Below are 22,275 nucleotides of genomic sequence, written 5' to 3'. Positions count from 1 at the left end.
ACCCCTATTTATCAGCCACCTCATTGTTCATTGTCAGTTTTCATAAACTATCGCTCTGCAGACATAGTCAAACCGTACGGGACCGTTCTATGATGTTGGCATCCTGATAGGCGGGTACCCGAAATCCCGCCCTATCACCCCGTTTTCTTGGCAGGAGTCATTATGCAAAAGTGGCTGACACGCTACACCGCCTTCTACATCATCATTGGCCTGACCGCCTTGTTCTTGCTGCTTTCCTTGTTCAAAAGCGCAAGCTGGCTATGGCTGGCGATCCCAGGGCTGGCCCTGTGTATCCAGGGCTTGGTGGACATCACGCAAACTCGTCACGCCATTCGTCGCAACTATCCGGTTATTGGCAATCTGCGCTTCATTTTTGAAGCCATTCGCCCAGAAATTCGCCAGTACTTTCTGGAGGGCGATGAGCAGCAACTGCCCTTCTCACGTGCGGACCGCTCCCTGGTGTACCAGCGAGCCAAACAGCAAATTGACAAGCAGCCTTTTGGTACCCACCAGGAGGTCTATAACAATGGATATGAGTGGATGAACCACTCCATGACGCCCAAACACATCAAGGACGCGCAGTTCCGTATTGATGTCGGCGGACCGGACTGTACCCAGCCTTACTCGCTGTCGGTGCTGAATATTTCAGCCATGAGTTTTGGGGCGCTGTCAGCCAATGCCATCCTGGCCCTGAACAAAGGCGCCAAGATGGGCAATTTTGCGCATGACACGGGCGAAGGCGGCATCAGTACCTATCACCTGCGCCACGGTGGCGACCTGATCTGGAATATTGGCTCGGGCTATTTTGGGTGCCGGGATGAACAAGGCAACTTCTCGCCCGAACGCTTTGCCGAGCGCGCCACCCAGGATCACGTCAAGATGATTGAAATCAAGCTGTCGCAGGGAGCCAAACCCGGCCACGGCGGCATCTTGCCCGGCACCAAGGTCTCACCGGAGATTGCCCTGGCGCGCGGTGTACCCGAGGGCGTGGATTGTAATTCGCCAGCCAGCCATAGCGCCTTTCGCTCCCCCGTCGAATTGCTGGAGTTCGTCGCCAAGCTGCGTACTTTGTCCGGCGGCAAGCCCGTAGGCTTCAAACTCTGTATCGGGCACCCCTGGGAATGGTTTGCCATTGCCAAAGCGATGCTGAAAACAGGCATTACACCGGACTTTATTGTGGTCGATGGTGCTGAAGGGGGTACCGGTGCCTCCCCCGTGGAGTTCATTGACCACGTTGGTACTCCCTTGCGCGAGGCTCTGCGTCTGGTCCACAACACCTTGGTCGGTATTGGCCTGCGCGAGCAAATCCGCCTGGGCGCCTCGGGCAAGATCATCAGTGCCTTTGATATGGCCCGCATCATGGCCTTGGGCGCAGATTGGTGCAATAGCGCACGCGGCTTCATGTTTGCCGTGGGCTGCATTCAGGCCCAGGCCTGTCATACCGACAAATGTCCAACCGGCGTGGCAACGCAAGACCCGCAACGTCAAAAGGCCCTGGTGGTGGATGACAAGTCCTTGCGCGTGGCCAGCTTTCACGGCAATACCCTCAAAGCGCTGGCTGAATTGCTGGGTGCGGCAGGCCTGGAACATCCGAACCAGCTACGCCCTCACCATATCGCCCGTCGTATCAGCAACGGCGAAGTGCGTGTGATGTCGGCTCTGTTCCCGGATCTGAAAAAAGGCGAACTGCTGCGCGGCCACTACCGTCAAACGATTTTCCGCGTAGGCTGGCCCATGGCCAATCCCGACTCCTTCGAACCGGCCTACAGCCTGAGCAAAGCCTTGTCCTACTTGAATGATGAGGCTGACCCCGAGGACACAATCAAAAAACAGGATGCCGCCGACAGCGCCGGCCAAACCCTGGTCTGAACGCGGTATGGCGGCTGTTTCCCTAGCGAGACTGCCGCTGCATCCCTACCCCTGCATCGACTTCCCCGTAGACTTGAACACCGGAAGGCCGACTCCAGCTGCTGTCGGCTGAACGGTCCGGTGTTGAACACGCTGCCAGTCCCAAGACCATGACCAAGGCGCTCAGCACCCCATAAATCTGTCGCATATCAAGCTCCTTGATGATAGGCGTCTACTGTGCCACAGAATTTGGGCAAACAAATTTCCATCTGTACTAGAATGCTCTGATCATGGTCAGGCACTGCGCACTCCCCTTCTCAGGTACTCGCCGCCAGTTTTTACTGGTATTGGCGATATGCGCCCTGCTCTTGCGTGGCCTGATTCCCAATGGCTATATGCCCAGTGCCGACCCCGCCAATGCAGCCGCCCTCAGTTTATGCGTGCAGGGCGACCCTTTCCTGGCGCAATGGAGCGGCCAATTCTCCGGACCGGAACACGACGAGCAGCACACGCTGCATGCCGCCTGTTTATTTGCTCAGGCCCAAGCACAAAAAGCCCTGAATGATACGCCCAGCCCCGCCTGGGATCTGGCACAAACACCACGACATACCTGGGACACTGCCCAACAGGCGGCGGCTCCCGTTCTTCCCCTAACGGGCCCGCCCCTGAGTGCGCGCGGACCTCCCGCTACGTCCGTTTCCTGACTAGCCCTGGCTGCCCGGCGCAGCCACTCCATGTTGTCAATTAGCGGGATATTTCTATGAACGCCTCCTTCTCACGCCGCCAGCTCTTGCTTGCCATGCTGGCCACTCCTTTGGTCCTGAGCGCTTGCGGCGACAAAGCCCCCAAGCAGCCTGCCTTTCGCAATCTGGAAGGTGTGGACATGAGCAGTGCCGACTTTGCCAAGGATTTCAGCTTGCTCGATACCGAAGGCCAACGTCGCACCATGGCCGACTATCGCGGCAAGATCGTACTGATCTTCTTTGGTTTTACCCAATGTCCCGACGTCTGCCCGACCGCACTGACCCGGGCCGTCGACATCAAGGAGCAGTTGGGCGAGGATGGCGACAAGCTGCAAGTCTTGTTTATCTCCATTGACCCGGAGCGCGACACGCCCGAATTGCTGCGTGCCTACATGCAGGCTTTTGACCCCAGTTTTGTGGCCTTGCGCCCCACCGAAGAGGAGCTGGCCAAAACCGCCAGCGACTTCAAAGTTTTTTACCAAAAGGTTCCTACCGGCTCCAGCTACACCATGGACCACAGTGCCTTGACCTATGTGTATGACACACAAGGCAAGTTGCAGATCGCCCTGCGTCATACGCAAACGGCTGAAGAAGCCGTGGCTGATATCGGCCAGGTACTGGCTTTGAGCAAATGAACCCCAACAGGATTACCAACATGAAACGTACTATTGCTTCCTCGCTTTTCTCCCTGGCCGCCTTGATGAGCCTGCCTACCCTGGCCCAGGCCGAAGTCACCGTGACCGATCCCTGGGTTCGCGCCACGGTTCCCGGCCAGCAAGCCACTGGCGCCTTCATGGTGTTGCAATCGACTGACAACGCCCAGTTGGTGGGTGCCAGCAGCAGCTTGAGCAAACAAGTAGAAGTGCATGAAATGGCCATGGAAAACGACGTTATGCGTATGCGTCAGGTCGAGAAAATCGACCTGCCCACCGGCAAAGCTGTCGAACTCAAGCCTGGCGGGTACCACATCATGCTGCTGGGTCTGGACAAGCAGGTTCAAGAAGGCAGCTCGGTGGATCTCACCTTGCAAATCCAGAATGCCGCTGGCCAGAAGGAGGAGCTGAAAATCAACGCCCCGGTCCGTGCCTTGAACACCAAAGCCAACCAGGGCCACAAGGGTGCGCACGGCCACTAAGCCACCTGCCTGCAGTCCTGAACACGAGCTACCTTAACGGTTTGAAGGGCTTTGTTTCAGACTTGCGGGTTTTCCATAATTGGCGGGTTTTGATTCGCTGACGTACAGTGAAATCACTGACATAGTGTCAGTAAGCTGTCTGAAACACAGCTTCCCAAAACTGCCATCATGGTAGTTCACCGCCGCCAGAGCGGCATATAGGCCCTACCGCAACGGTAGGGCCTTCGTGTTTCTGGAGCCGTCTCATTGCGTATCACTAGGCCCCTGCCCAGGTCTGGAGTACAGTTAAAACCGTAGCGTCGGTTTAACCTTGCAAGGAGTACCTAGATGGCTCTAAGTCCACATGACAACAATCGCTCTGAGTTGCTACGTCAACTGCCCTTGAAACCAGGATGGTTCATTGGTCTGGGCATTGCCCTGATTATTTTGGGTCTGATCGCCTTGATCTACGTGGTTGGCGCCACCGTTGCCAGCGTGGTGTATGTCGGTATCCTGATGAGCATAGGCGGCGTGCTACATCTGGCTCATGCCTGGAGCGCCAAAGGCTGGCGCGGCTTTCTGTTCTGGAGCCTGAGCGGCATTTTGTACTTGTTCGCCGGTCTGATTGCCATTAGCAATCCTCTGGTGGGTGCTACCGTCCTGACCCTGGTTTTTGGCGCATTCCTGATCGCCTCCGGCGCGTTCCGACTCTGGATCTGGTTCCAGAACCGGGCCCAGGCAGGCGGCGGCTGGATGGCCTTTTCCGGCCTGATTACGCTGGCAGCCGGTTTGATTATTGCCGCTGGCTGGCCTGGCAATAGTGTCTGGATTCTGGGCTTGATCCTGGGTATTGATTTGCTGACCCAAGGTTGGGCTAGCCTCTTGGTTGGCATGGCGATCAAACGCAGCAACACGTAATCTGACAGCAACACTCAAAGGCAAGTTTGCTTGCCGTTTTGATCGCCTTGTTAGCACTGCGCAATACATAACAACTCACAAAACAATGCCCGATCACAGCCTCAGTCTGGTCGGGCATTGTTTTCACATAAAGGTAGGAAAGCCCTTGCAGCTAGAACCCTGTTTGCTGTTTCTCATCCGCAAAACATCGGCTGCCAAATTGGCCAACGCTAATAAACCCGAAGCACAACTCTCTGACCCAACGTCCAGCTCAATTATTGGCTCTCCAATTCCGGCAAAGCTGCATCTCGTCCTCGCAGCCAAGGCTGACGCGTATGCGCCAGCATCTGTGCATCGCCAGGGCTATCGCCATACGCCATATCCAGTGCAACTGGTTTATCCCCCAGCCAGGCCTGAAGACGATTTACTTTTTCCTGCCCCCAACAATTAGCACTGGCCATTCCCACACAGCCTTTTTGCTCATCAAAGGCCAGCTCTGTTGCCAGCACCTGCACCATGCCCTGAGCCTTAGCCCAGGCTTGCAAATAAATAGACGGCGAGGCACTGACCAGTAGCACCGTATCGCCCCGTTCTCGGTGAGCACGGATTCGTTCCATCATTTCAGGACGGACAATCTGTGGCACATAGTCCCGCACATACGTGTCGGCCAAAGCCTGAACCTGCTCCCGGTTCAATCCACCCAAGGCACTACGCAAAAAACGATGCTTGATCGCCTGACGACGCTGCGGGCCGCGATCCCACACCAACACGCGGGGCACGCAGGCTAGATAAGCACGAATACAGACCGGCCAGCCCCGCATGCGGCGTATAAAGTCCTGCAAGCTGTCCCGATCTGTAATCGTGCCATCAAAATCAAATGCGACCAGCACAGATACCCCTTTGGTGTTTGGAAAACAGGCTAGTGTAAAGGGGAACCCCCGCCCTTCCCAAGTCCGGCCTTATAAAGCCCAGCCACCCAGGTAGAAAACGGCCAACGCCAGTGCAATCAGAACCGTGCCTACATTCAAGCGGCGCAGCTCGCCGGAGAACAGGCGGCCCAGCACTAAGGTACAAAAACCCAGCATGATGCCCGTGACAATATTGACGGTCAGCACGATAAACACGGCACACACCAAACCGGCCATGGTATCGACCGTATCGTCGGTATTGAGATGACGCACGCCCCCCAGCATCAACAAGCCCACGTACATCAAGGCTGGCGCCGTTGCGTAGGAAGGAACCAGACCGGCCAAAGGCGACAGGAAGATCAGCATCAGAAAACCCAGACCCACCACCACGGCCGTCAGACCGGTACGGCCACCTGCTGCCGTCCCCGCTGCGGACTCAATATAAGCGGCAGCAGGCGACGCTCCCAGGCTGGCCGACACCAAAGAACTTAGCGAGTCTGTCGTCAAGGCGCGGCTACCGTTGATGATTTGGCCGTCCTTGTCCAACTGCCCGGCATTGCCTGCCACCGCCCGGATCGTGCCAGTGGCATCAAACACCGCCGTCATTACCAAGGCCAGAACGCTGGGCAGAACCACGGCATTTAACGCCCCGCCTATATCCATCGCACCGATCAAGGAGTGCTCGCCCAGCAGGCTAGGCATGGCAAACAAGCCGGTAAAGCGCACATTGGGATCGAAAATCAGACCCACCGCCGACAGCCCCAGAATCACCAGCAAAATGCCGCCTGTCACACGACGGCGCTCCAGGCCAAAGATCGCGGCCAGACCCAACACGCTCAGCCATACCGGCATGGACGTAACATCCCCCAAGGCAACCGGCAAACCTGCACCGGTATTACGCGTGACCAAGCCCACTTCATTGGACGCGATCATCAGCAGGAACAGGCCAATCCCGATACCCGTGCCATGCGCGATACCCAAGGGCAAATTGCGCAGGATCCAGGTGCGAATCCCGGTGGCGGAAATCAGGGTAAAGATCAGCCCCATCAGGAACACGGCCCCTAAGGCGACAGCCGGACTGAGTTGCTGGCCCAGCACCAGATCAAAGGCCAAAAATGCCGTCAAAGACAAGGCACAGCCCACGGCAATCGGCAGATTCGCCCACAGCCCCATCAGCAAAGAACCAAAGGCACTGGTCAGACACACGGCCACAAAAACCGACGAGGTATCAAAGCCCGCCTTGCCCAGCATGGACGGCACCACAAAGACGGAATACACCATTGCCAGAAACGTGGTCAGCCCTGCCAGAACTTCCTGACGCAAGGAGCTGCCGCGCTCTGTATAAGCAAAATGTTTTTGCAACCAACCACCCGCAAGTGGCGGGACCAGGGCCTGCTGCCCGGGTCGCAATGCGGATTCTTGCTCAGCCATACTTCATGCTCCTTTATCAGTATTGTGATGTCTGAAACGGTGCGTTGCCGTCATCAGGAATCAGTAATGGACAGTCCCAGCCCCAAGAAGGGCGAGAGGCTTCACACAAACTGAATCAAAGGAAGTACCGAGCAAAGACGAGTCCTGCCCTGCCCGCAACAAAATGCAGACATGGACGAGGAAGAAAAAGGTATACGGGGGTGTCTCCGACCGAACCGAGGCCTTTGCGGCGCTTCTTTTAATCCCGAGAATGGGAAGTGAGGCCCATTCTACGAGCCGTCAAAGACAGGAAAATCACCTCTAGGTAATGAGGGTTATCAATCGCTTGGGTGGCTGGACACAGGCATATAGGCCTGAGTGATGAACTGCTGGCGCAGCGTCTGCCATTGGGATTGCATGTCCTGGGCCTGCTGCTCGTCAGGCCGCAAACGCGCCGGCTCCAACTGCATCAAGGCCAATCCATATTTTGCCGCCGACAGCTCCTGGGCCACACTGGCCGACTGCTGCACGGCCTGAGCCGGGCGCTCCTGCCACAACGCCGCCAAGCCCATCAAGCTATCAGAGGCCTTGGCCAAACGCTGACGCACCGAACCGGCAATACTGACAGGCCAGATTTGGGTAAACATCACGTACATGACCGCATTGCCCAGCAAAATACCGATCACACGATCACGAGCCGAATCCAGATCGAAGCTAGGGCCAAAGCCTTGTAAAGTCACCAGATAAAAGGCAAAGGCAATTTGAATGCCGGCATAGGAAATACGCTCTGGGCCATAAAACACCCAGGCTCCCAGCAAGGAAACCAGGAACACGACGACCATCAGGCCACCAATATCGAGCAAATGCGGCATCACGAACAGGATGGTGATAAATCCCAGCGCCGCCCCCAGCAAACAGCCCACAATCCGCAAAGCCAGCTTGTGCACAGTTTCCCCGGTAGAACCCAAGGCCGCCACATAGCAGGTAATCATGGCGGTATGAATACCCTGCCAGTCTGCCGCGCTGTAGATCAGATAACACAGCACGGCGGCCGCTGTTGCCTTCAAGGCATGGTGCTGGTACACGGGATTGGTGAAGGCATCAGGCACCATGAAAGAGCCATGCTCCGGGTCCGCTTTGCCAATGGACACCGCCCCCGACAAAGCCAGCAAAGCATCTCGTAAGTCTTGTATCGCCAAGGAGCTGGACGCCGGCAGTTCGGGCAGATCATCCATCTGCGGCAAGCGGCCTTGTTCAATATCCTGTGCACTGCGCCCGCAAATCTGGGCAAAAGCGGTGGCCTGCTCATTATCCAGATGCTGATCGCGCAAAACGGCCACGGCCAGCAAGGCGCGATAACTGTTCAAAATGGCCTGATCCAGGTCCGCCTGCTCGTGTGTGGGCCGCAAATGAAACAGCCGTATCCAGCCCAGTCGTTTTTGTTGTGCGCTAACGCCCAAGGCCAGCTCGTCCCACAAATCCTGCGTGTCTGCCTGCCCCGTCAAACCCTGAGCCGCCAAACGCAAACGCGCTGCCAGCTCACGGCGCAACACCTTGTGCGGATACAAACCAAAGCACAGATTGAAGATCAGCACCAAGCCCATGGGGGCGAAGGTCATCAGCCAGGCATACAGCACCGCACGGGTCGCAATTTCGCCAAAAGGCACATAGCCCAGCAAGGTCAGCACAAAGGCGATCACCAAAGCGATAATGCCGCCCAAAGGGCCCAGCTTGCTGGCTACCCCTAAAAACAGCAGCACAAAGGACGTCAGCACCATGGCCAGCAAACGCCAGGCCGGATACTGAATCGTGACCTGGATCAGTGGTATCAGCAGCAGCACCACCAGAGACACCAGCACCACCAGGGCCAACGCCAGTACCGAGCTTTCCCCGGCGTCGGACTTCATCACAAAGAAGATGACAAAACAACTGACCGCAGATTCGGGAATGCCGTAATTCATGGCCAGCAGCACCATCAAGGCGCACAGCACGGCCACTCGCCAGCTTTGCGCCAGACGGCCAGGGGTGGGCTGCAAGTCTTGCCAGACCAGCCGAGCCAGCCCCGACAAACCAGTCTTAGCAGTTGCCATCGCGATGAATAATCGTGGTGGCCGAGGCCCCCATACGCATCAAATCCTCGGGCGGGGCATCCAGGCGGATACGCACCGGAAAACGTTGTGCTACCCGCACCCAGTTCATGGATTTTTGAATATACGGCAGGCTGCGCGGTAGATTGATCTGTTCCTGGCTGCTGACGCCCCAACCAATTTCCTCCACCTTGCCCGAGAGCTTGCGCGAAGGATCAGACAACACATACACGGTGGCGCACGTGCCCGGTTTGATCTCTTTCAGATCCGTTTCCCGGTACATGCCCGTCACATACCAGGAGTCCGTATCCAGCAAGGTAAAGACAGACGTGCCCGGCAGCAGATGCTCCCCCGACCCGATACGCAAACCCACGATACGACCATTGTGGGGTGCCTTCACCTGGGTATGCTCCAGATCCCGCTGGGCCATCGCCAGCCCTGCTTGGCGCGCCTGCACCATCGCTTCTTCTGCTTGCGTGTTGCCGACCAGCGCCTGAGCCGCACCCGATTGCTCGGTGGCCTGTTTCAAGGTGACTTGCGCATCGCGCAACAAGGTATTGGCCTCATCCAATTGCTGTTGGGACACATAGCCCTTGGCCGCCAGATTAGCCAATCGGCGCTGGCTTTGAGCAGCCATCGCCAAATTGGTTTTTGCACGCGTAATCTGATCATCCGCAATCACAGCGTTATGCCCTTCTGCACGCACGGCACGCTGTTTCATGTCCAGCGTCGCCTGGGCCAGCGCCAGTTCAGCCTGGGCTTGCTCCAGACGCAACTGATAAAACACCGGGTCCACGGTAAAGAGCAATTCATCGCGGTGAACGAACTGGCCGTCACGCACCACCATGCGCTCAATTCGCCCTGGCAAGGAGCTGGAGATATGCACGACATCGGCACCCACCACCGCATCTTCGGACAAGGGGTTGTTGGCAGATCGCTGCCAATACCACCAGGCCAAGACAAGGGCGGCGACAACAATCAGCACACTCAGCAGGCGGGCAGCGCCTTTACGGGAAGAAGATTTCTGTGCCTGGGTCATGGCTCAGTCACTCGAAAAAAAGAAGAAGTGCGGCAAAGGTCAGGGCTAGCGTCAGGCAGGCATAGACAGGCAAACGCATGGGCAGGGCATCATCCACACCTGCGCGAATCAGCCCCCAACGAATCAGTAAAGTCAGTAGCAAGGCGCCCAACACGCACACCAGCCAGGCAGGAAAGTACGAGCCCGCCAGAGAGACCGACGGTGCAAGAGAACATCCCCCCAGCAAGGGCAAGGCGGCCAGAGCGGCTATTAGCGCACGCATGCGTGGCATCTCCCGATTGTTTTTAATACGATCTGCATAGGCTGCCCTGATCGCTGCGAAGAATTGTACCTGAGCCCTTTCAAACCCATTCCATTTATTCCTGCCCAATTAGATCCCTGTGTACCTCGCATTTTTACGCGTATAGTGACCAACCATTTTCTGCTAGGGTCTCAATGACAGCCATCATGTATGCCGAGTTGCTATGGACGAGGTAAGGCCGTTTACACTTTAGCCCGTACACACCAAATATCCGATGAAAATGCTCGCGAACGGGTCCGCTTGTTAGACCTGGTCGAATTGCATATGTCTTAAGTCCGCCCTCCTTCTTTCATGCTTTTTTGATTTTTCAGGACGCCATGCAGACTCACTCTTACCTGGGACAGTCCCCTGCCCTGCGCCAGCAACGCCAGGCCTATCGCCACGGTGTACCAGCCTGCGTTTGCGCGCACCCTTCCATCCCCTTCATTCACACGCGTTTAAGCGCCTCGGCCAGTTTTGCACCAAACGCGGCTCCCGCAGGCCCGGCCTTTCAATCCCATAATGCACTGGATCAAAAGCCCATCACCCTGGCTCCCAAACTGATTCTGAGCAATCTGCGCCTGTTTGATGGTGAAACGACTGAGCTGAAAAAAGGACTGGCCGTCCAGATTGACCAGGGTCGCATTACCGCTGTCATGCCCATTGCCGAGATTCCGGCCGACGCCACGGTCATGGACTGCCAGAACAAAGTCCTGATGCCCGGCCTGATCGATGCCCACTGGCATAGTTTGTTGTGCGCTGTCGACCAGATGACGGCCATGATGGCTGATCCAGCCGACCTGCATTTGATTGCCAGCAAAGAAGCCGAGCGCACCTTGCTGCGCGGCTTTACCACGGTTCGTGATGCCGGTGGCCCCAGCTTCTCTTTGAAGCGCGGTATTGATATGGGCTTGCTGCATGGCCCGCGCATCTATCCCAGTGGTGCCATGATTGCGCAAACGGGCGGCCACGCGGACTTCCGGATGCGCTACGAAGTCCCACGCGCCGAGGGCGAGCTAAGCCACACGGAACGAGCCGGTGTCACCTGCATTGCCGATGGAGCCGATCAAGTTCTGCGCCGCGCTCGTGAGCAACTCATGCTCGGCGCCAGCCAGATCAAGCTGATGGCCGGGGGCGGTGTTACCTCCTTGTACGATCCGCTGGAAGGGCTGCAATTTAGCGATGCAGAACTGCGCGCCGCCGTGGGCGCCGCTAGCGACTGGGGGACTTACGTGATGGTGCACGTGTATTGCGCCCGTGGCATCCAACGTGCCATCAAGGCAGGCGTGAAATCCATCGAACACGGCCAGCTTGCGGACGAGGAAACCGCCCGCATGATGGCAGGCGAAGGCGTGTGGTGGAGCCTGCAACCCTTTTTGGCTGATGAGGATGCCAACGTTCAGCACGACCCGCGCAGCAAAGCCAAGCAGCAACAAGTGGCCGTGGGCACCGTGCGTGCCTACGAGCTGGCAGACAAGTACCAGATCCAGACCGCCTGGGGCACCGACATTCTGTTCACCCCCGCCCACCTGCCCCACCAGGGCCGCATGCTGTCCAAGCTGACCCGTTTTTACGATCCGCTCAAAGTGCTGAAAATGGCCACCGGCGACAATGGCCGACTGCTGCAACTGTCGGGCTTGCGACAAGCCTATGACGGCGAATTGGGCGTAATCCGCCCCGGTGCTTTGGCCGACTTGCTGCTGATCGATGGTGAACCCGAGCAAAGCCTGAGCTTTCTGGAGCAGCCCGAGCAGAACCTGCTGCTGATCATCAAGGACGGCAAGCTATACAAGAACGCTCTACCCGTCTGACCCCCATCCTCTAGGAATGTCCATGCCAAACGAATTGATGCAGTTGTTCAAATTGATCGGTCTGGGGCTGGCGTTTTTGCTGCCCATGGCCAATCCCTTGACCTCCATGGTGATGTACCTGTCTCTGGGCGAAACCCTGAGCGCGCAAGAAAAGAAGCAGCAACTGCGCCAAGCGACGTTGTATGTCATTCTTGCTTTGCTGATTACCTATTACGCAGGTTTGTGGATCACCTCGGCCCTGGGCATCTCCATGGTGGATATGCGTATCGCAGGCGGGCTGATTGTGGCCTATATCGGCTTTCGCATGCTGTTCCCCCCGTCTGTCAGCGAGGTCGTCTCCAAAGCAGCGGATCAAAATACGGCCGCCCACGACAATATCGCGTTTGTCCCACTGACCTTGCCCTCTACCGTGGGCCCCGGCACCATGGCTCTGGTCATTAGTGCTTCCTCCAAAATGGCAGGCATGCGCGAACACTATGCTGAATGGGTGTTGGTGGCAACGCCCCTTATTCTGGCCCTGCTGATCGGCTTGATCTTCTTCATTTGCCTGCGCTCCTCGCTGAGCATCGTGCGCGTGATCGGACATAATGGCGTCGATGCCATCTCACGCATCATGGGTTTTTTGCTGGTTTGCATGGCGGTACAGCTCGTTCTGGAAGGCGGACAGCAGTATGCTGCTACGCTGCTGACTCATTCTGCCGCATCCTGAATTTATGTCTATGTCTTGTGCTCCTGCAGTGCGTCTTACCTTGGCAGTCATGGCTGCCCTTACGCTGGCCGCTTGCGCTGCGCCCGATCGTAAGTCCATGACCCAGTCCCTACCCGAGCAGGATGCGCCGCAGCCACCCCGCCTGACATTGGCCGAGTACAGCGGCCCCGATCAAAGCCAGCCCGCTCCCCATGTGCGGGCCAATCATGAATACAGCCTGCCTGAACTGATCGACCTGGCCCAACGCCTGAACCCCAGCACCCGCATTGCCTGGGGTGAGGCTCAACAAGCAGCCCAAGCCGCCGGCATGGTAGAAAGCACCTACCTGCCCTTGATCTCTGCCAGTGTCGTGGGCGGCTATATGCGCAGCGACCGCGACAGCAGCGTACATATTCTAGGCAGAGAGGTCGATGTGGACTACGACACGCATTTAAGCGGAGCCGTCCCGTCCCTGACCTTGAAATGGTTGCTCTTTGACTTTGGCAAACGCGCTGCCTTGCAAGAGGCCGCCGACAAGCTGGCCATGGCCAGCCGCATTACTTTCAGTGGCGTGCATCAAGCCGTGATTGCCGAGGTGTCCATCAGTTACTTCAACTACAACTCGGCCCGCCAGCGGGCACAAATCTCGGCTCAGGGCCTGAAAAATGCCGCCCTGATTGAAGACATCGCCCTGGAGCGACAACGCAATGGGCTGGGTACCCAGATTGAAGTGGCTCAGGCACGGCAACTAAAAGCCCAAGCCCGTCTGCACCATGTCAACGCCAGCACCCTGACACGTCAGTCTTACCAAACCTTGCTGGGTGCGATTGGCCTGTCCCCCGACACAGAGCTGAACGTGGCCGACAGTACCGCCCATCCCCTACCCGATGAACTGGACATCCCCGGTAATGACACGCTGAAAAAAGCCATCGCCCAGCGGCCCGATGTGCAGGCCCTGCAAGCGGCCCATCAGGCCAGTCTGGCCGGCATAGATTCCGCCGAAGCCAGTTTCATGCCCAAGCTGGCCTTGATGGGTTTTATTTCCAAACGCATGGGTTCATTAAGCGTAGGCAGCCTGCCCGAAGTCAGCCCGCAATCCTCCTCCCGAGGAGCCGTGCTGGCACTCAGTATTCCGCTCTACGATGCCGGACTACGCAACAAACAGGTACGTGAAGCCCAACTACGCGCTGACACTGCTCGCGAGCGCGTCGCCAAAACCGAGCAGGACGCCTACAAGCAAATGATCATCGCCGCCGATGCGCTGCGAGCGGCACTGGAATCTCACCAAGCCGCCACCAGCCTGGTCGAAGCGGCCCAGATCACCTACCAAGGTGCGCTGGAGTCCTATAAGGAAGGTCTGACCGGCATGACCTTGCTGACCGAAGCACACACGGGCTTGTTGGGAGCCCAAGAAGCCCAAACTGCCGCCCACACAGCCGGTTTGCTTGGCTCTGTGAATCTGGCTTTTGCCATGGGGGAACTCAACCAGGCTCCCAAACAGCCCTGAGCACGACGGACTACGCAATCTCGCAATCACAGCTCCAGTTTTCTCTCGCCCTGTTTCGCTCTCCCCCGCTTACAAGCGCATCAGCTCGCCTCGTTCAACTTATGCGATCACACGCAGTGTAAAAGCCAGGCTGTAATCGCGTTGGCCAGGCCGGATTTCTTGTCCTAATTGACGCTCCGTCGATAGAGGGAAAAAGTGCCAACGGAATTCAGGACGAGTCATCCACCATAAAAAAGGGAGCCACTCAAGGCTCCCTTTTATTGATGCAATTGCCAGGGCAACTTACTGTTCTTCAATCGCGTCCAGCGCCTTGGCCAAACGCTCCACCGAGCGTTCCAGATTGTTCAGCTTGTCTAGGCCAAACAGACCAATTCGGAAGGTCTTGAAATCAGCAGGCTCATCACATTGCAAAGGCACGCCCGAGGCGGCTTGCAAGCCCGCCTTGGCAAACTTCGCAGCCGAATGAATCCCGTCGTCCGTGGTGTAACACACCACCACGCCCGGCGCTTCAAAACCCGGTGCGGCCACGCTGCGGAAACCATGTTCGCTCAGCAAGGCACGCACCTTGCGGCCCAGCTCCAATTGACGATTACGGATCCAGTCAAAACCCAAGGCTTCTGTCTCGGCCATCGCTTCTTGCAGCACCTTCAAGGAATCGGTTGGCAGGGTCGCGTGGTAAGCATGCGCCCCATTCTCATACGTTTCCATGATCTGCAGCCACTTGCGCAGATCGCAGGCAAAGCTGGTGCTGGTCGTGGTTTCAATGTGCTGGCGAGCACGCTCACTTAGCATCACCAAGCCGCAACATGCCGAACCGGTCCACCCTTTTTGTGGAGCACTGATCAGCACGTCCACGCCCACCTCCTTCATATCCACCCACACGGTGCCCGATGCAATACAGTCCAGCACAAACAGACCACCCACCGCATGCACGGCATCCGCCACCTGACGCATATAGTCATCGGGCAACATAATGCCGGAAGCGGTTTCCACATGCGGGGCAAAGACCAAGTCCGGTTTTTCAGCCTGAATCGCAGCGACCACTTCTTCGATAGGAGCAGGCGCATAAGCAGCCTGCTTGCCTTGCTCAATCGGGCGGGCCTTCAGAACCGTGGTGCTGGCAGGGATGGAACCCATGTCAAAAATCTGAGTCCAGCGGTAGCTGAACCAGCCATTGCGTATCACCAAGCACTTGCGGTCCGTTGCAAACTGACGGGCTACCGCTTCCATACCAAACGAGCCACTGCCCGGCACCACAATAGCCGAATGCGCCTGATAGACCTGCTTGAGCGTGCGAGAGATTTCGCGCATCACTTCCTGGAAGGTCTTGGACATATGGTTCAAGGCACGGTCGGTGTAGACCACCGAATATTCAAGCAGGCCGTCCGGATCAACGGGGGTGCTGGTTTGAGACATGAAAACCTCGGAATTCAAAGGGAGAAGATATCAAGATCGACCGATTTTAGACCAAGCCGCTCTGTACGGGCAGCTTGCCCCCAAGACCCTGCCAGTCAGAGGAAAGTACACAGACAGCTTGAATAAGAAAACCTGAATGAGAATTATTGTTATTATTCACTATTCTTTTTTCTGCCTGCTCTGCTAAGTCGCTCCATGTCTCACCCTTCACGTCCCAGAAAAGCCTGGCTCGCCTCGTATAGCGAGCTGTTTGGCCTATGGCGGCGCAAGGCCGAGAGCCGGGAAGATGCGGAAGATGCCATGCACGACACCGTAGTAGGCATGCTGGAAAACAACACCGCCTTGATCGACAACCCACGGGCCTATCTGGCACGAGGCACCAGCAACCGTCTGATCAGCCGCCATCGCCACCAAACCGTCCTGACTGTTTTGCCCTTGGACGAACTGAGCGATACCGAGCATCCCCGCCAGGCCGGAGCCGACAGCCACGCCCAATTTGAACAACTGGCCGACGCTCTGGTGAGCGCGCTGGCCGACTTGCCCCCTAAATGCCGAGAGGTCTACATCAAACACCGCCTGGAGGGCTGGACCCATACTGAAATTGCCCAGGACATGGCGCTTTCCCGCAGCATGGTGGAAAAATACATGACTCGTGCCTTGCGTCACCTCCATGAACGATTGCACCATTACGTACCTGACTGACGCCATGTCGTACACAAAGCCCGCGCAATGACCCGCCCCTCTTTTTCCGACGAACTGGATCACCCCAGCGATGCCGCGCATTGGTTCGCCCGACTGCAATCGGGGCAAGCTAATGAACAGGATCACCAGGCATTTCACGCTTGGCTGGATGCCGATCCAGTCAACAAGCGTCGCTACCGCGAGGTGGAATACCTGTGGCGCGCCACCCAAGCCGTCCCGGATGAACGCCTGCGCAGCCTGCTACCCCATTCCCCTGGCCTTGTCCCGTCTCCCAAACGCCGCTACCTGACACTGGGTTTGGGCGCACTTGGCGTGCTGGCCCTGTCCGCTGGTGCCATCCATCAATCAGGCTGGTTCAGACCAGTAGAAGAAACGATGCAATGGCTTACCGCCAAAGGTGAGCGTCAACAAATCACCTTGCCTGATGGCTCCGTCATGGACTTGAATACCGACACCATTGCCCAGGCCCGTGTCTCTGCATCCAAGCGGGAAATCGAACTGCTCCAAGGCGAAGCTTTTTTTACCGTCCAGCACGACCAGACGCTGCCCTTTATCGTGCGTACCGACTTGGGCACCGTAACCGTCACCGGCACCCGCTTCAATGTGCGGCGGCTGGCAGACAGCCTGCAAGTCAGTGTTCAATCCGGTTCGGTCAAGGTGCAGTCCGGCCCTTGGTGGCGTCGTCAAGAACGCCTTTTGGGTGCGCAGCAACAAGTGCTGTTGCGCCAAGGTGCAGAGCCAGGCCCCGTACTCACTACCGACGTGGAAAGCCTGACAGCCTGGCAGCGCGGCAAGATCATTTTCAAGAACACACCGTTGGAAGTGCTTGTACAAGAAATGGCTCGCTACCTACCCCAGCCTTTGACTTTGGACGCCCCTGCCCTGCGCCAGCACCGTGTTTCCGGCATTTTCGATATCGATCACCCCGAAACAGTGCTCAAGGCACTACCCGCTATTGCTCCAGTCCACATTCACCGCGAGGCCTCAGGTGTGCAGCGCATCGTGGCACGCTAAAACAAGCCTTTCAGGGCCTGTTACAAAATAGTCATGATTCTCATTCCGGTACTTGGGTGCTTTGTGCGTCTAGGTAGGTGAAGGCGGCCATCCCCTGGAGGGCAGCCCCCTGAGTCCCTTTGGCCAAAGGCTGAGCGCGTCTATCGCGCGAGATATATTTTCATTGGAAAACGTAGGATCGTGAGCCCCTTTACCCCACGTCGTCGCCACTCGCCCCTTTTGCGGGCGAACTTGAGTGCCTTGACCATAAGCGTGAGTCTGGCCTTTAGCCTAGCCCCTTTTGCTGTGCAGGCCCAACACACTGTTTCTCTTCAAATCCCTGCCCAGCCTTTGGGCGATGCCCTACTGAAACTGGGCGAGCAGACCGCTTTGCAGATCTTTTTCTCTCAGGATGTGGTTGCTGGCCGTCAAGCCCCGGCCGTATCGGGCCGTCTGGCACCTGAGCAAGCTTTGCGCCAGTTGCTCGACGGCAGTGGCATCAACTACACCCGAGACGGCAACACGATCACCTTGTCAGCCGGTGTCACTCAGTTGACGCCGGTCACGATACGCCGTGCCCCCACAGACACTGCCGACAGCTACGTCGCACTGAGCAGCCGTGGTGGCAAGCTAGACGTGCCCTTGATCGAAACCCCACGTTCGGTCTCCATCGTCACGCAAAAGCAGTTAAAGATTCTGGCCCCACAAAGTATTGAGCGTGCCCTGGCTTACACCCCTGGCGTTCAGACTGACGTATCCGGCTCGGGGGACCTACGCATGAGTGGCGCAGTGATACGTGGCTTTAGTGACGGCAGTGCCTACTACAAGGATGGTTTGAAGCAGCTCTCGGCGGGCACCTATGGTTCCTGGAACGATGACATGGACAGCCTGGACAGCATCGAAGTGCTGAAAGGCCCGGCCTCGGTGCTGTATGGACAAGGACGCCCCGGCGGTGTGGTCAATGTGGTGTCCAAGCGCCCCACAGCCGAACACGTCAACAGTCTGGGCCTGGGCTATGGCAGCTACCAGCGCCGTCAATTGACGGCGGATATCGGTGGAACCTTGAATGACGACCAGTCCTTGCTGTATCGCCTGAACCTGTCCGGGCGCAAAAGCCATGGACGCACCATAGACTCACGCGACGATCGTGTCTCGGTGTCCCCCTCCCTGCTGTGGAAACTGTCCGACCGTACTAGCCTGACGCTTTTAGGCTCTTACTCGCGCGAACGCGGTACCCCCAAGTCCTGGTGGCCCAATCTGTTTTATTATCCCGAAGTGACCGACCTGCCGCTCAAACGCACCGCCGGGGATCCGGCGTTTGACTACTTCAACCGCGACACCAAATCCATAGGCTACGCTCTGGAGCATGACACCGAAAGCGGCTGGCGCTGGCGTCAGAACCTGCGCTATTCGGAAATCGACATTGATTACCGCCATATCTACGCCATGGCTGTTCTGGCAGACCAGCGCAGCATCTCCCGAGCCAGCCTGGCCCAGGAAACCAAAGGTCGTACCTTCACCGTAGACAGCCGGGTCGGCAAGGACTTTAACTGGGGGCCACTGGAGCACACATTGGAATTGGGCGTGGACTATCTGCGCTACAAAGAAAACGACGGTTTGGGCTTTGGCTGGAACGTGCCGGATCTGGATATGCTAGACCCGGTATACGGGCTATCCATTGCGCCGCCCGAACTGGATTACTCCGAGCGCGATCTGAAGCAGACCGGCATTTACATGCTGAACCAGTTGAAATGGGACAAGTGGGTCGCCAATGTCAGCTTGCGCCACGACACCGCTCGCACCGTACAAAGCAGTGCGACGCAGCCTCGCATGACGGACCGCGCCACCACCGGCAGTGCGGGTTTGCTGTATCTGTTCGACAATGGTGTAGCTCCGTACATTAGCTATTCCACCGCCTTTGATCCGACCACAGGGCGAGCCGCAAATGGCACGGCGTTCAAGCCCCGCGAGGGCAAGCAGTACGAAGCCGGTGTCAAATACCAGCCACCGGGTACCGATGCCCTGATTACCGCTGCGGTGTTTGATCTGCGCCAGACCAATGTCACCACACCCGATCCGAACTTCCCGCGCTTTAGCGTACAGACAGGCGAAGTACGATCCACGGGGATTGAACTGGAAGCCAAACTGCCCATTACGTCTGAGCTAAACCTGATGGCAGGCTATACCTATCTGGACCCACGGACCACGAAAAGCGAGCGTCCGGCGGAGATTGATCGGCAGACATTACAAACCGCACGTCAGACCGCCAGCCTGTGGTTGGACTATCGGCCCCAGCAGATTCAGGGTTTGATGGTAGGGGCGGGTGTACGGTATCGGGGCAAGTCGCCCAATGATGTACGGCCCGATGGCAGTCTGAACGACAACCCCTCTTTCACCTTGGCAGATATGGCGGTGGCCTATGAGACCTCCCGCTATCGGGTGGCCTTGAACGTCAACAATGTATTCAACAAGAAGTACTACACCGGCCAGTTCCGGGGCATGGAGCGCGAGGTGATGTTGAACATGAATCTGTATTGGTAACGCTGTTGCTGGACATGGGCCTGTCTTGCCTGGCAAGCACGACTTGCTCTGACTGAGAGCAGCGGCAGGCCGCGTCTTTCTTGACTCGGTCTGCCACTCTGAGTACCGTGATGAGCACGTTTCACCTAGTCTGGGTCTCATCATCATGCAGGTAGCACGCTTTAGTCAGAACACCCTGGGACGCGATATTGCGGTTGGCGATATTCACGGTTGCTTCACCAAGCTGCACGCCTCTTTAAAGCGGATTCGCTTTGATCCGTCCAAGGATCGGCTTTTTTCGGTGGGAGATCTGGTGGATCGCGGCCCGGAGTCGCACCATGTTCTAGGGTGGTTGGACCTGCCCTGGTTTCATGCAATTTGTGGCAATCACGAACAACTGACTTGGCGGCGCGCGGTTGGGCAAGCTATTCAAGAGGTTGATCACCGTGTGCATGGCGGGCTCTGGCTGGATGATTGCACTCCGGACGAACAATCCATTATTGCGCAGCGTCTGCAAGCCCTGCCTTTAGCAATGGAAATTGAAACGCCATTGGGTTTGGTGGGGATGGTCCATGCCGACTTTCCCTACGATGATTGGCAACACATCCATACCGAGAGTTTTGATGCCCATGACCGCCATGTCTGTATGTGGTCCAGGGACCGCTATGTGACTGGCTACGATGGCATGGTCAATGGCCTCCGGGCCTTAGTGCATGGACACCAGACAACGCACAAGATGCGGCAATTGGGGAATGTGTTTTTCATTGATACCGGCGGGTGGCTGGATCATGGGCATTTCACCTTGCTGGATTTGAAGCGTTTGGTGGCTTTGTAGGTGCTTTTGTTTTCGATTACGGATTGTGAGTGCAAGATTAGTCTCTGGGGAAACGCTGTTTCGGTCCTGCTGAGGTGTCGGGGCTGAGCACTGGCCGGCGCTACGCACCGGCAAGGAGCCAAGCCCAGAGGACGGCCCCTCGGTCCAGACTGGCGTTTTCACGAAGCACTATCTAAACAAGCAGCCTCTACGTTTTTTGTCTCCATACACAGCAAACCTCCAGCTCAACACACAAACAGCCTGGCCCCCAGCAACCAAGAAACCGAAGAAGAAGAAGAAGAAGAAGAAGAAGAAGAAGCCAAAACAAAACAAAACCGCCTCAGTTCCCAAAAGAAACTGAGGCGGTCTCACCGTCAGACAAACAGCCAACAGGCCAAAGGCTTACTTCTCCACGCCTCCACCCAGAATCACGCCGTTCACTTCCTTACCGTAATAACTTTCCTCGCCATCGTGGAACTCCACACGCGCTTGCTCAACCGTCCCTTTCTGACGGGCATCCTTGGGACGCTCATGACTATTGATATACGCCGCTACGTCCCACGCATCCTGATCGGACAAGGAGAACGGTTTACCCAAAGGCATATTGGCCTTGATAAAACCGGCAGCCGTATCAATCCGTGCCATCCCCGCTCCCCAGTTGTAGGAGTTCGCCCCCCACAAGGGCGGGAACACCACACCACTTTCGGCATCCTTCTGTCCCTGACCGTCCACCGCGTGACACAACACACAGTTGTTGGTGTAAACCTCTTTACCCCGCGCGACGTCATAGCCCAGCTCGGTCTTTTTAAGTTTGGGAAAACCAGCACCCGGCAGCTTCTGCCCCGTCGGCGCCCCATCGGACATCCAGTACATATAAGTCATCAGGTCACGATACACATCACTGCCAGCGGGCGGCGCAACACCCGAAGGCGAAGCTTGGGCGTTCATCGAATACGTGAAACAGCCCATGATGCGATCTTCCAGGGTACTGATGGCCTTGGTCTTGGAGCGATACGCCGGGTAACGAATATACGCGCCCCACATGGGTGCCGAGTGCTCACGGCGTCCCGCATCCAGGTGGCAGTTCACACAGGCCAGGGTGTTGCCCACGTGATCCGACACGGTCGTGGAGGTTTCCATAAAAATAGTGCGACCGCGACGAACCGCTTCACCATAAGGGGTATCCGGAATGCTGCTCTCTGCAGGGGGCAGGTAATACCCATCTGCCCCCACCGGCAGCCCGGCGGTCACCGCTAACTTATCCTTGCTTTGGGTCTTGCGATCCGCTTCCATCGCCGCACGACTATAGGTAGCCTCACCCAGTTGAGAGGTTCCCTCATCGGGCGATCCCAGCGAAAACGACAGCCAGCCCTTGGCATTCAAGCCATAGCCAATTGCAAAAAGCAGCACACCAATGCCGGCCCCCCAGGCCAGCCTGCGTCCACCCGACATAGCGGATTTGCTGCGACCATTGTGTTGAGTGTCTTTCATGAAAAGC

At 57.1% G+C, this 22,275-nt stretch carries 20 protein-coding genes; 12 read left to right on the top strand and 8 right to left on the bottom strand.

All coding sequences use genetic code 11. The features are described from left to right. Positions 1–162 precede the first annotated feature (162 nt). Complete coding sequence (locus CA948_RS02585) at positions 163–1,869, top strand: FMN-binding glutamate synthase family protein (RefSeq protein WP_108727244.1); 1,707 nt, start codon at positions 163–165, stop codon at positions 1,867–1,869. A gap of 22 nt (positions 1,870–1,891) precedes the next feature. Here CA948_RS02585 and CA948_RS17570 read toward each other — a convergent pair whose 3' ends face one another. Beyond that, positions 1,892–2,056, bottom strand: a complete 165-nt coding sequence (locus tag CA948_RS17570; RefSeq protein WP_159063903.1) for a hypothetical protein — start codon at positions 2,054–2,056, stop codon at positions 1,892–1,894. Positions 2,057–2,138: 82 nt separating this feature from the next. On the opposite strand from CA948_RS17570, the gene CA948_RS02580 reads away from it, so the two are divergent. The 4 genes from CA948_RS02580 to CA948_RS02565 all read left to right on the top strand — a co-directional run bounded on the left by CA948_RS02580 (position 2,139) and on the right by CA948_RS02565 (position 4,623). Further along, positions 2,139–2,552 carry a hypothetical protein gene (locus CA948_RS02580; RefSeq protein ID WP_159086108.1) on the top strand — a complete coding sequence of 138 codons (414 nt, stop codon included), beginning with the start codon at positions 2,139–2,141 and terminating at the stop codon, positions 2,550–2,552. 56 nt (positions 2,553–2,608) lie between these two features. Then, complete coding sequence (locus CA948_RS02575; RefSeq protein WP_094196219.1) at positions 2,609–3,226, top strand: SCO family protein; 618 nt, start codon at positions 2,609–2,611, stop codon at positions 3,224–3,226. A gap of 20 nt (positions 3,227–3,246) precedes the next feature. Beyond that, positions 3,247–3,726 (top strand): copper chaperone PCu(A)C, encoded by a 480-nt coding sequence (locus CA948_RS02570; RefSeq protein WP_094196218.1) that lies wholly within the window; start codon positions 3,247–3,249, stop codon positions 3,724–3,726. A gap of 327 nt (positions 3,727–4,053) precedes the next feature. Continuing rightward, on the top strand, positions 4,054–4,623 hold the full coding sequence (locus tag CA948_RS02565; RefSeq protein ID WP_108727242.1) for an HdeD family acid-resistance protein: 570 nt from the start codon (positions 4,054–4,056) through the stop codon (positions 4,621–4,623). Positions 4,624–4,877: 254 nt separating this feature from the next. Here CA948_RS02565 and CA948_RS02560 read toward each other — a convergent pair whose 3' ends face one another. The 5 genes from CA948_RS02560 to CA948_RS02540 form a co-directional block, all read right to left on the bottom strand. Further along, entirely contained in the window at positions 4,878–5,492 is a 615-nt protein-coding gene (locus CA948_RS02560) for an HAD-IB family hydrolase (RefSeq protein WP_108727241.1), read from the bottom strand. A 69-nt stretch (positions 5,493–5,561) separates the two neighbouring features. Further along, the gene (locus CA948_RS02555) at positions 5,562–6,941 is read right to left on the bottom strand and encodes an NCS2 family permease (protein WP_094196215.1); all 1,380 of its coding nucleotides are present in this window, start codon (positions 6,939–6,941) and stop codon (positions 5,562–5,564) included. Positions 6,942–7,258: 317 nt separating this feature from the next. Beyond that, on the bottom strand, positions 7,259–9,010 hold the full coding sequence (locus CA948_RS02550; protein ID WP_108727240.1) for an FUSC family protein: 1,752 nt from the start codon (positions 9,008–9,010) through the stop codon (positions 7,259–7,261). Further along, a complete protein-coding gene (mdtN, locus tag CA948_RS02545; protein WP_094196213.1) occupies positions 8,997–10,046 on the bottom strand; it encodes a multidrug transporter subunit MdtN in 1,050 nt (349 codons plus the stop codon). The genes CA948_RS02550 and mdtN overlap by 14 nt, the downstream gene beginning before the upstream one ends. A 7-nt stretch (positions 10,047–10,053) precedes the next feature. Then, positions 10,054–10,308 (bottom strand): YtcA family lipoprotein, encoded by a 255-nt coding sequence (locus tag CA948_RS02540; protein ID WP_230018660.1) that lies wholly within the window; start codon positions 10,306–10,308, stop codon positions 10,054–10,056. Positions 10,309–10,664: 356 nt separating this feature from the next. Here CA948_RS02540 and CA948_RS02535 point away from each other — a divergent pair, with 356 nt between their 5' ends. The 3 genes from CA948_RS02535 to CA948_RS02525 are packed head-to-tail and all read left to right on the top strand — an operon-like array spanning position 10,665 to position 14,332. Next, on the top strand, positions 10,665–12,137 hold the full coding sequence (locus CA948_RS02535) for a metal-dependent hydrolase family protein (RefSeq protein ID WP_108727239.1): 1,473 nt from the start codon (positions 10,665–10,667) through the stop codon (positions 12,135–12,137). 22 nt (positions 12,138–12,159) lie between these two features. Continuing rightward, positions 12,160–12,846: a MarC family NAAT transporter gene (locus CA948_RS02530; protein WP_108727238.1), complete on the top strand. Its 687-nt coding sequence runs from the start codon at positions 12,160–12,162 to the stop codon at positions 12,844–12,846. 4 nt (positions 12,847–12,850) lie between these two features. Beyond that, positions 12,851–14,332 carry a TolC family protein gene (locus CA948_RS02525; protein ID WP_108727237.1) on the top strand — a complete coding sequence of 494 codons (1,482 nt, stop codon included), beginning with the start codon at positions 12,851–12,853 and terminating at the stop codon, positions 14,330–14,332. Positions 14,333–14,614: 282 nt separating this feature from the next. Here the strand turns inward: CA948_RS02525 and CA948_RS02520 are convergent, their stop codons facing one another. Continuing rightward, positions 14,615–15,748, bottom strand: a complete 1,134-nt coding sequence (locus CA948_RS02520; protein WP_108727236.1) for an aminotransferase class V-fold PLP-dependent enzyme — start codon at positions 15,746–15,748, stop codon at positions 14,615–14,617. Positions 15,749–15,943: 195 nt separating this feature from the next. On the opposite strand from CA948_RS02520, the gene CA948_RS02515 reads away from it, so the two are divergent. The 4 genes from CA948_RS02515 (at position 15,944) to CA948_RS02500 (ending at position 20,798) form a co-directional block, all read left to right on the top strand. After that, positions 15,944–16,450, top strand: a complete 507-nt coding sequence (locus tag CA948_RS02515) for an RNA polymerase sigma factor (RefSeq protein ID WP_108727235.1) — start codon at positions 15,944–15,946, stop codon at positions 16,448–16,450. 27 nt (positions 16,451–16,477) lie between these two features. Beyond that, the gene (locus tag CA948_RS02510; RefSeq protein ID WP_108727234.1) at positions 16,478–17,464 is read left to right on the top strand and encodes a FecR family protein; all 987 of its coding nucleotides are present in this window, start codon (positions 16,478–16,480) and stop codon (positions 17,462–17,464) included. Positions 17,465–17,644: 180 nt separating this feature from the next. Further along, entirely contained in the window at positions 17,645–19,984 is a 2,340-nt protein-coding gene (locus CA948_RS02505) for a TonB-dependent siderophore receptor (protein ID WP_406611851.1), read from the top strand. 145 nt (positions 19,985–20,129) lie between these two features. Then, on the top strand, positions 20,130–20,798 hold the full coding sequence (locus CA948_RS02500) for a metallophosphoesterase (RefSeq protein ID WP_108727232.1): 669 nt from the start codon (positions 20,130–20,132) through the stop codon (positions 20,796–20,798). A 381-nt stretch (positions 20,799–21,179) separates the two neighbouring features. Here the strand turns inward: CA948_RS02500 and CA948_RS02495 are convergent, their stop codons facing one another. Next, the gene (locus CA948_RS02495; RefSeq protein WP_094196203.1) at positions 21,180–22,268 is read right to left on the bottom strand and encodes a c-type cytochrome; all 1,089 of its coding nucleotides are present in this window, start codon (positions 22,266–22,268) and stop codon (positions 21,180–21,182) included. Between the last annotated feature and the right edge of the window lie 7 nt (positions 22,269–22,275).

It is taken from the genome of Alcaligenes aquatilis (assembly GCF_003076515.1).
Classification (GTDB): domain Bacteria; phylum Pseudomonadota; class Gammaproteobacteria; order Burkholderiales; family Burkholderiaceae_B; genus Alcaligenes; species Alcaligenes aquatilis.
This window is presented reverse-complemented; position numbering and strand designations above follow the sequence as displayed.

What these genes read in the sequence shown, in the direction of transcription:
- CA948_RS02585 (WP_108727244.1), top strand. Translation starts at nt 163, where the DNA reads ATGCAAAAGTGGCTGACACGCTACACCGCCTTCTACATCATCATTGGC.
- CA948_RS17570 (WP_159063903.1), bottom strand. Translation starts at nt 2,056, where the DNA reads ATGCGACAGATTTATGGGGTGCTGAGCGCCTTGGTCATGGTCTTGGGA.
- CA948_RS02580 (WP_159086108.1), top strand. Translation starts at nt 2,139, where the DNA reads ATGGTCAGGCACTGCGCACTCCCCTTCTCAGGTACTCGCCGCCAGTTT.
- CA948_RS02575 (WP_094196219.1), top strand. Translation starts at nt 2,609, where the DNA reads ATGAACGCCTCCTTCTCACGCCGCCAGCTCTTGCTTGCCATGCTGGCC.
- CA948_RS02570 (WP_094196218.1), top strand. Translation starts at nt 3,247, where the DNA reads ATGAAACGTACTATTGCTTCCTCGCTTTTCTCCCTGGCCGCCTTGATG.
- CA948_RS02565 (WP_108727242.1), top strand. Translation starts at nt 4,054, where the DNA reads ATGGCTCTAAGTCCACATGACAACAATCGCTCTGAGTTGCTACGTCAA.
- CA948_RS02555 (WP_094196215.1), bottom strand. Translation starts at nt 6,941, where the DNA reads ATGGCTGAGCAAGAATCCGCATTGCGACCCGGGCAGCAGGCCCTGGTC.
- CA948_RS02550 (WP_108727240.1), bottom strand. Translation starts at nt 9,010, where the DNA reads ATGGCAACTGCTAAGACTGGTTTGTCGGGGCTGGCTCGGCTGGTCTGG.
- mdtN (WP_094196213.1), bottom strand. Translation starts at nt 10,046, where the DNA reads ATGACCCAGGCACAGAAATCTTCTTCCCGTAAAGGCGCTGCCCGCCTG.
- CA948_RS02540 (WP_230018660.1), bottom strand. Translation starts at nt 10,308, where the DNA reads ATGCGTGCGCTAATAGCCGCTCTGGCCGCCTTGCCCTTGCTGGGGGGA.
- CA948_RS02535 (WP_108727239.1), top strand. Translation starts at nt 10,665, where the DNA reads ATGCAGACTCACTCTTACCTGGGACAGTCCCCTGCCCTGCGCCAGCAA.
- CA948_RS02530 (WP_108727238.1), top strand. Translation starts at nt 12,160, where the DNA reads ATGCCAAACGAATTGATGCAGTTGTTCAAATTGATCGGTCTGGGGCTG.
- CA948_RS02525 (WP_108727237.1), top strand. Translation starts at nt 12,851, where the DNA reads ATGTCTATGTCTTGTGCTCCTGCAGTGCGTCTTACCTTGGCAGTCATG.
- CA948_RS02520 (WP_108727236.1), bottom strand. Translation starts at nt 15,748, where the DNA reads ATGTCTCAAACCAGCACCCCCGTTGATCCGGACGGCCTGCTTGAATAT.
- CA948_RS02515 (WP_108727235.1), top strand. Translation starts at nt 15,944, where the DNA reads ATGTCTCACCCTTCACGTCCCAGAAAAGCCTGGCTCGCCTCGTATAGC.
- CA948_RS02510 (WP_108727234.1), top strand. Translation starts at nt 16,478, where the DNA reads ATGACCCGCCCCTCTTTTTCCGACGAACTGGATCACCCCAGCGATGCC.
- CA948_RS02500 (WP_108727232.1), top strand. Translation starts at nt 20,130, where the DNA reads ATGCAGGTAGCACGCTTTAGTCAGAACACCCTGGGACGCGATATTGCG.
- CA948_RS02495 (WP_094196203.1), bottom strand. Translation starts at nt 22,268, where the DNA reads ATGAAAGACACTCAACACAATGGTCGCAGCAAATCCGCTATGTCGGGT.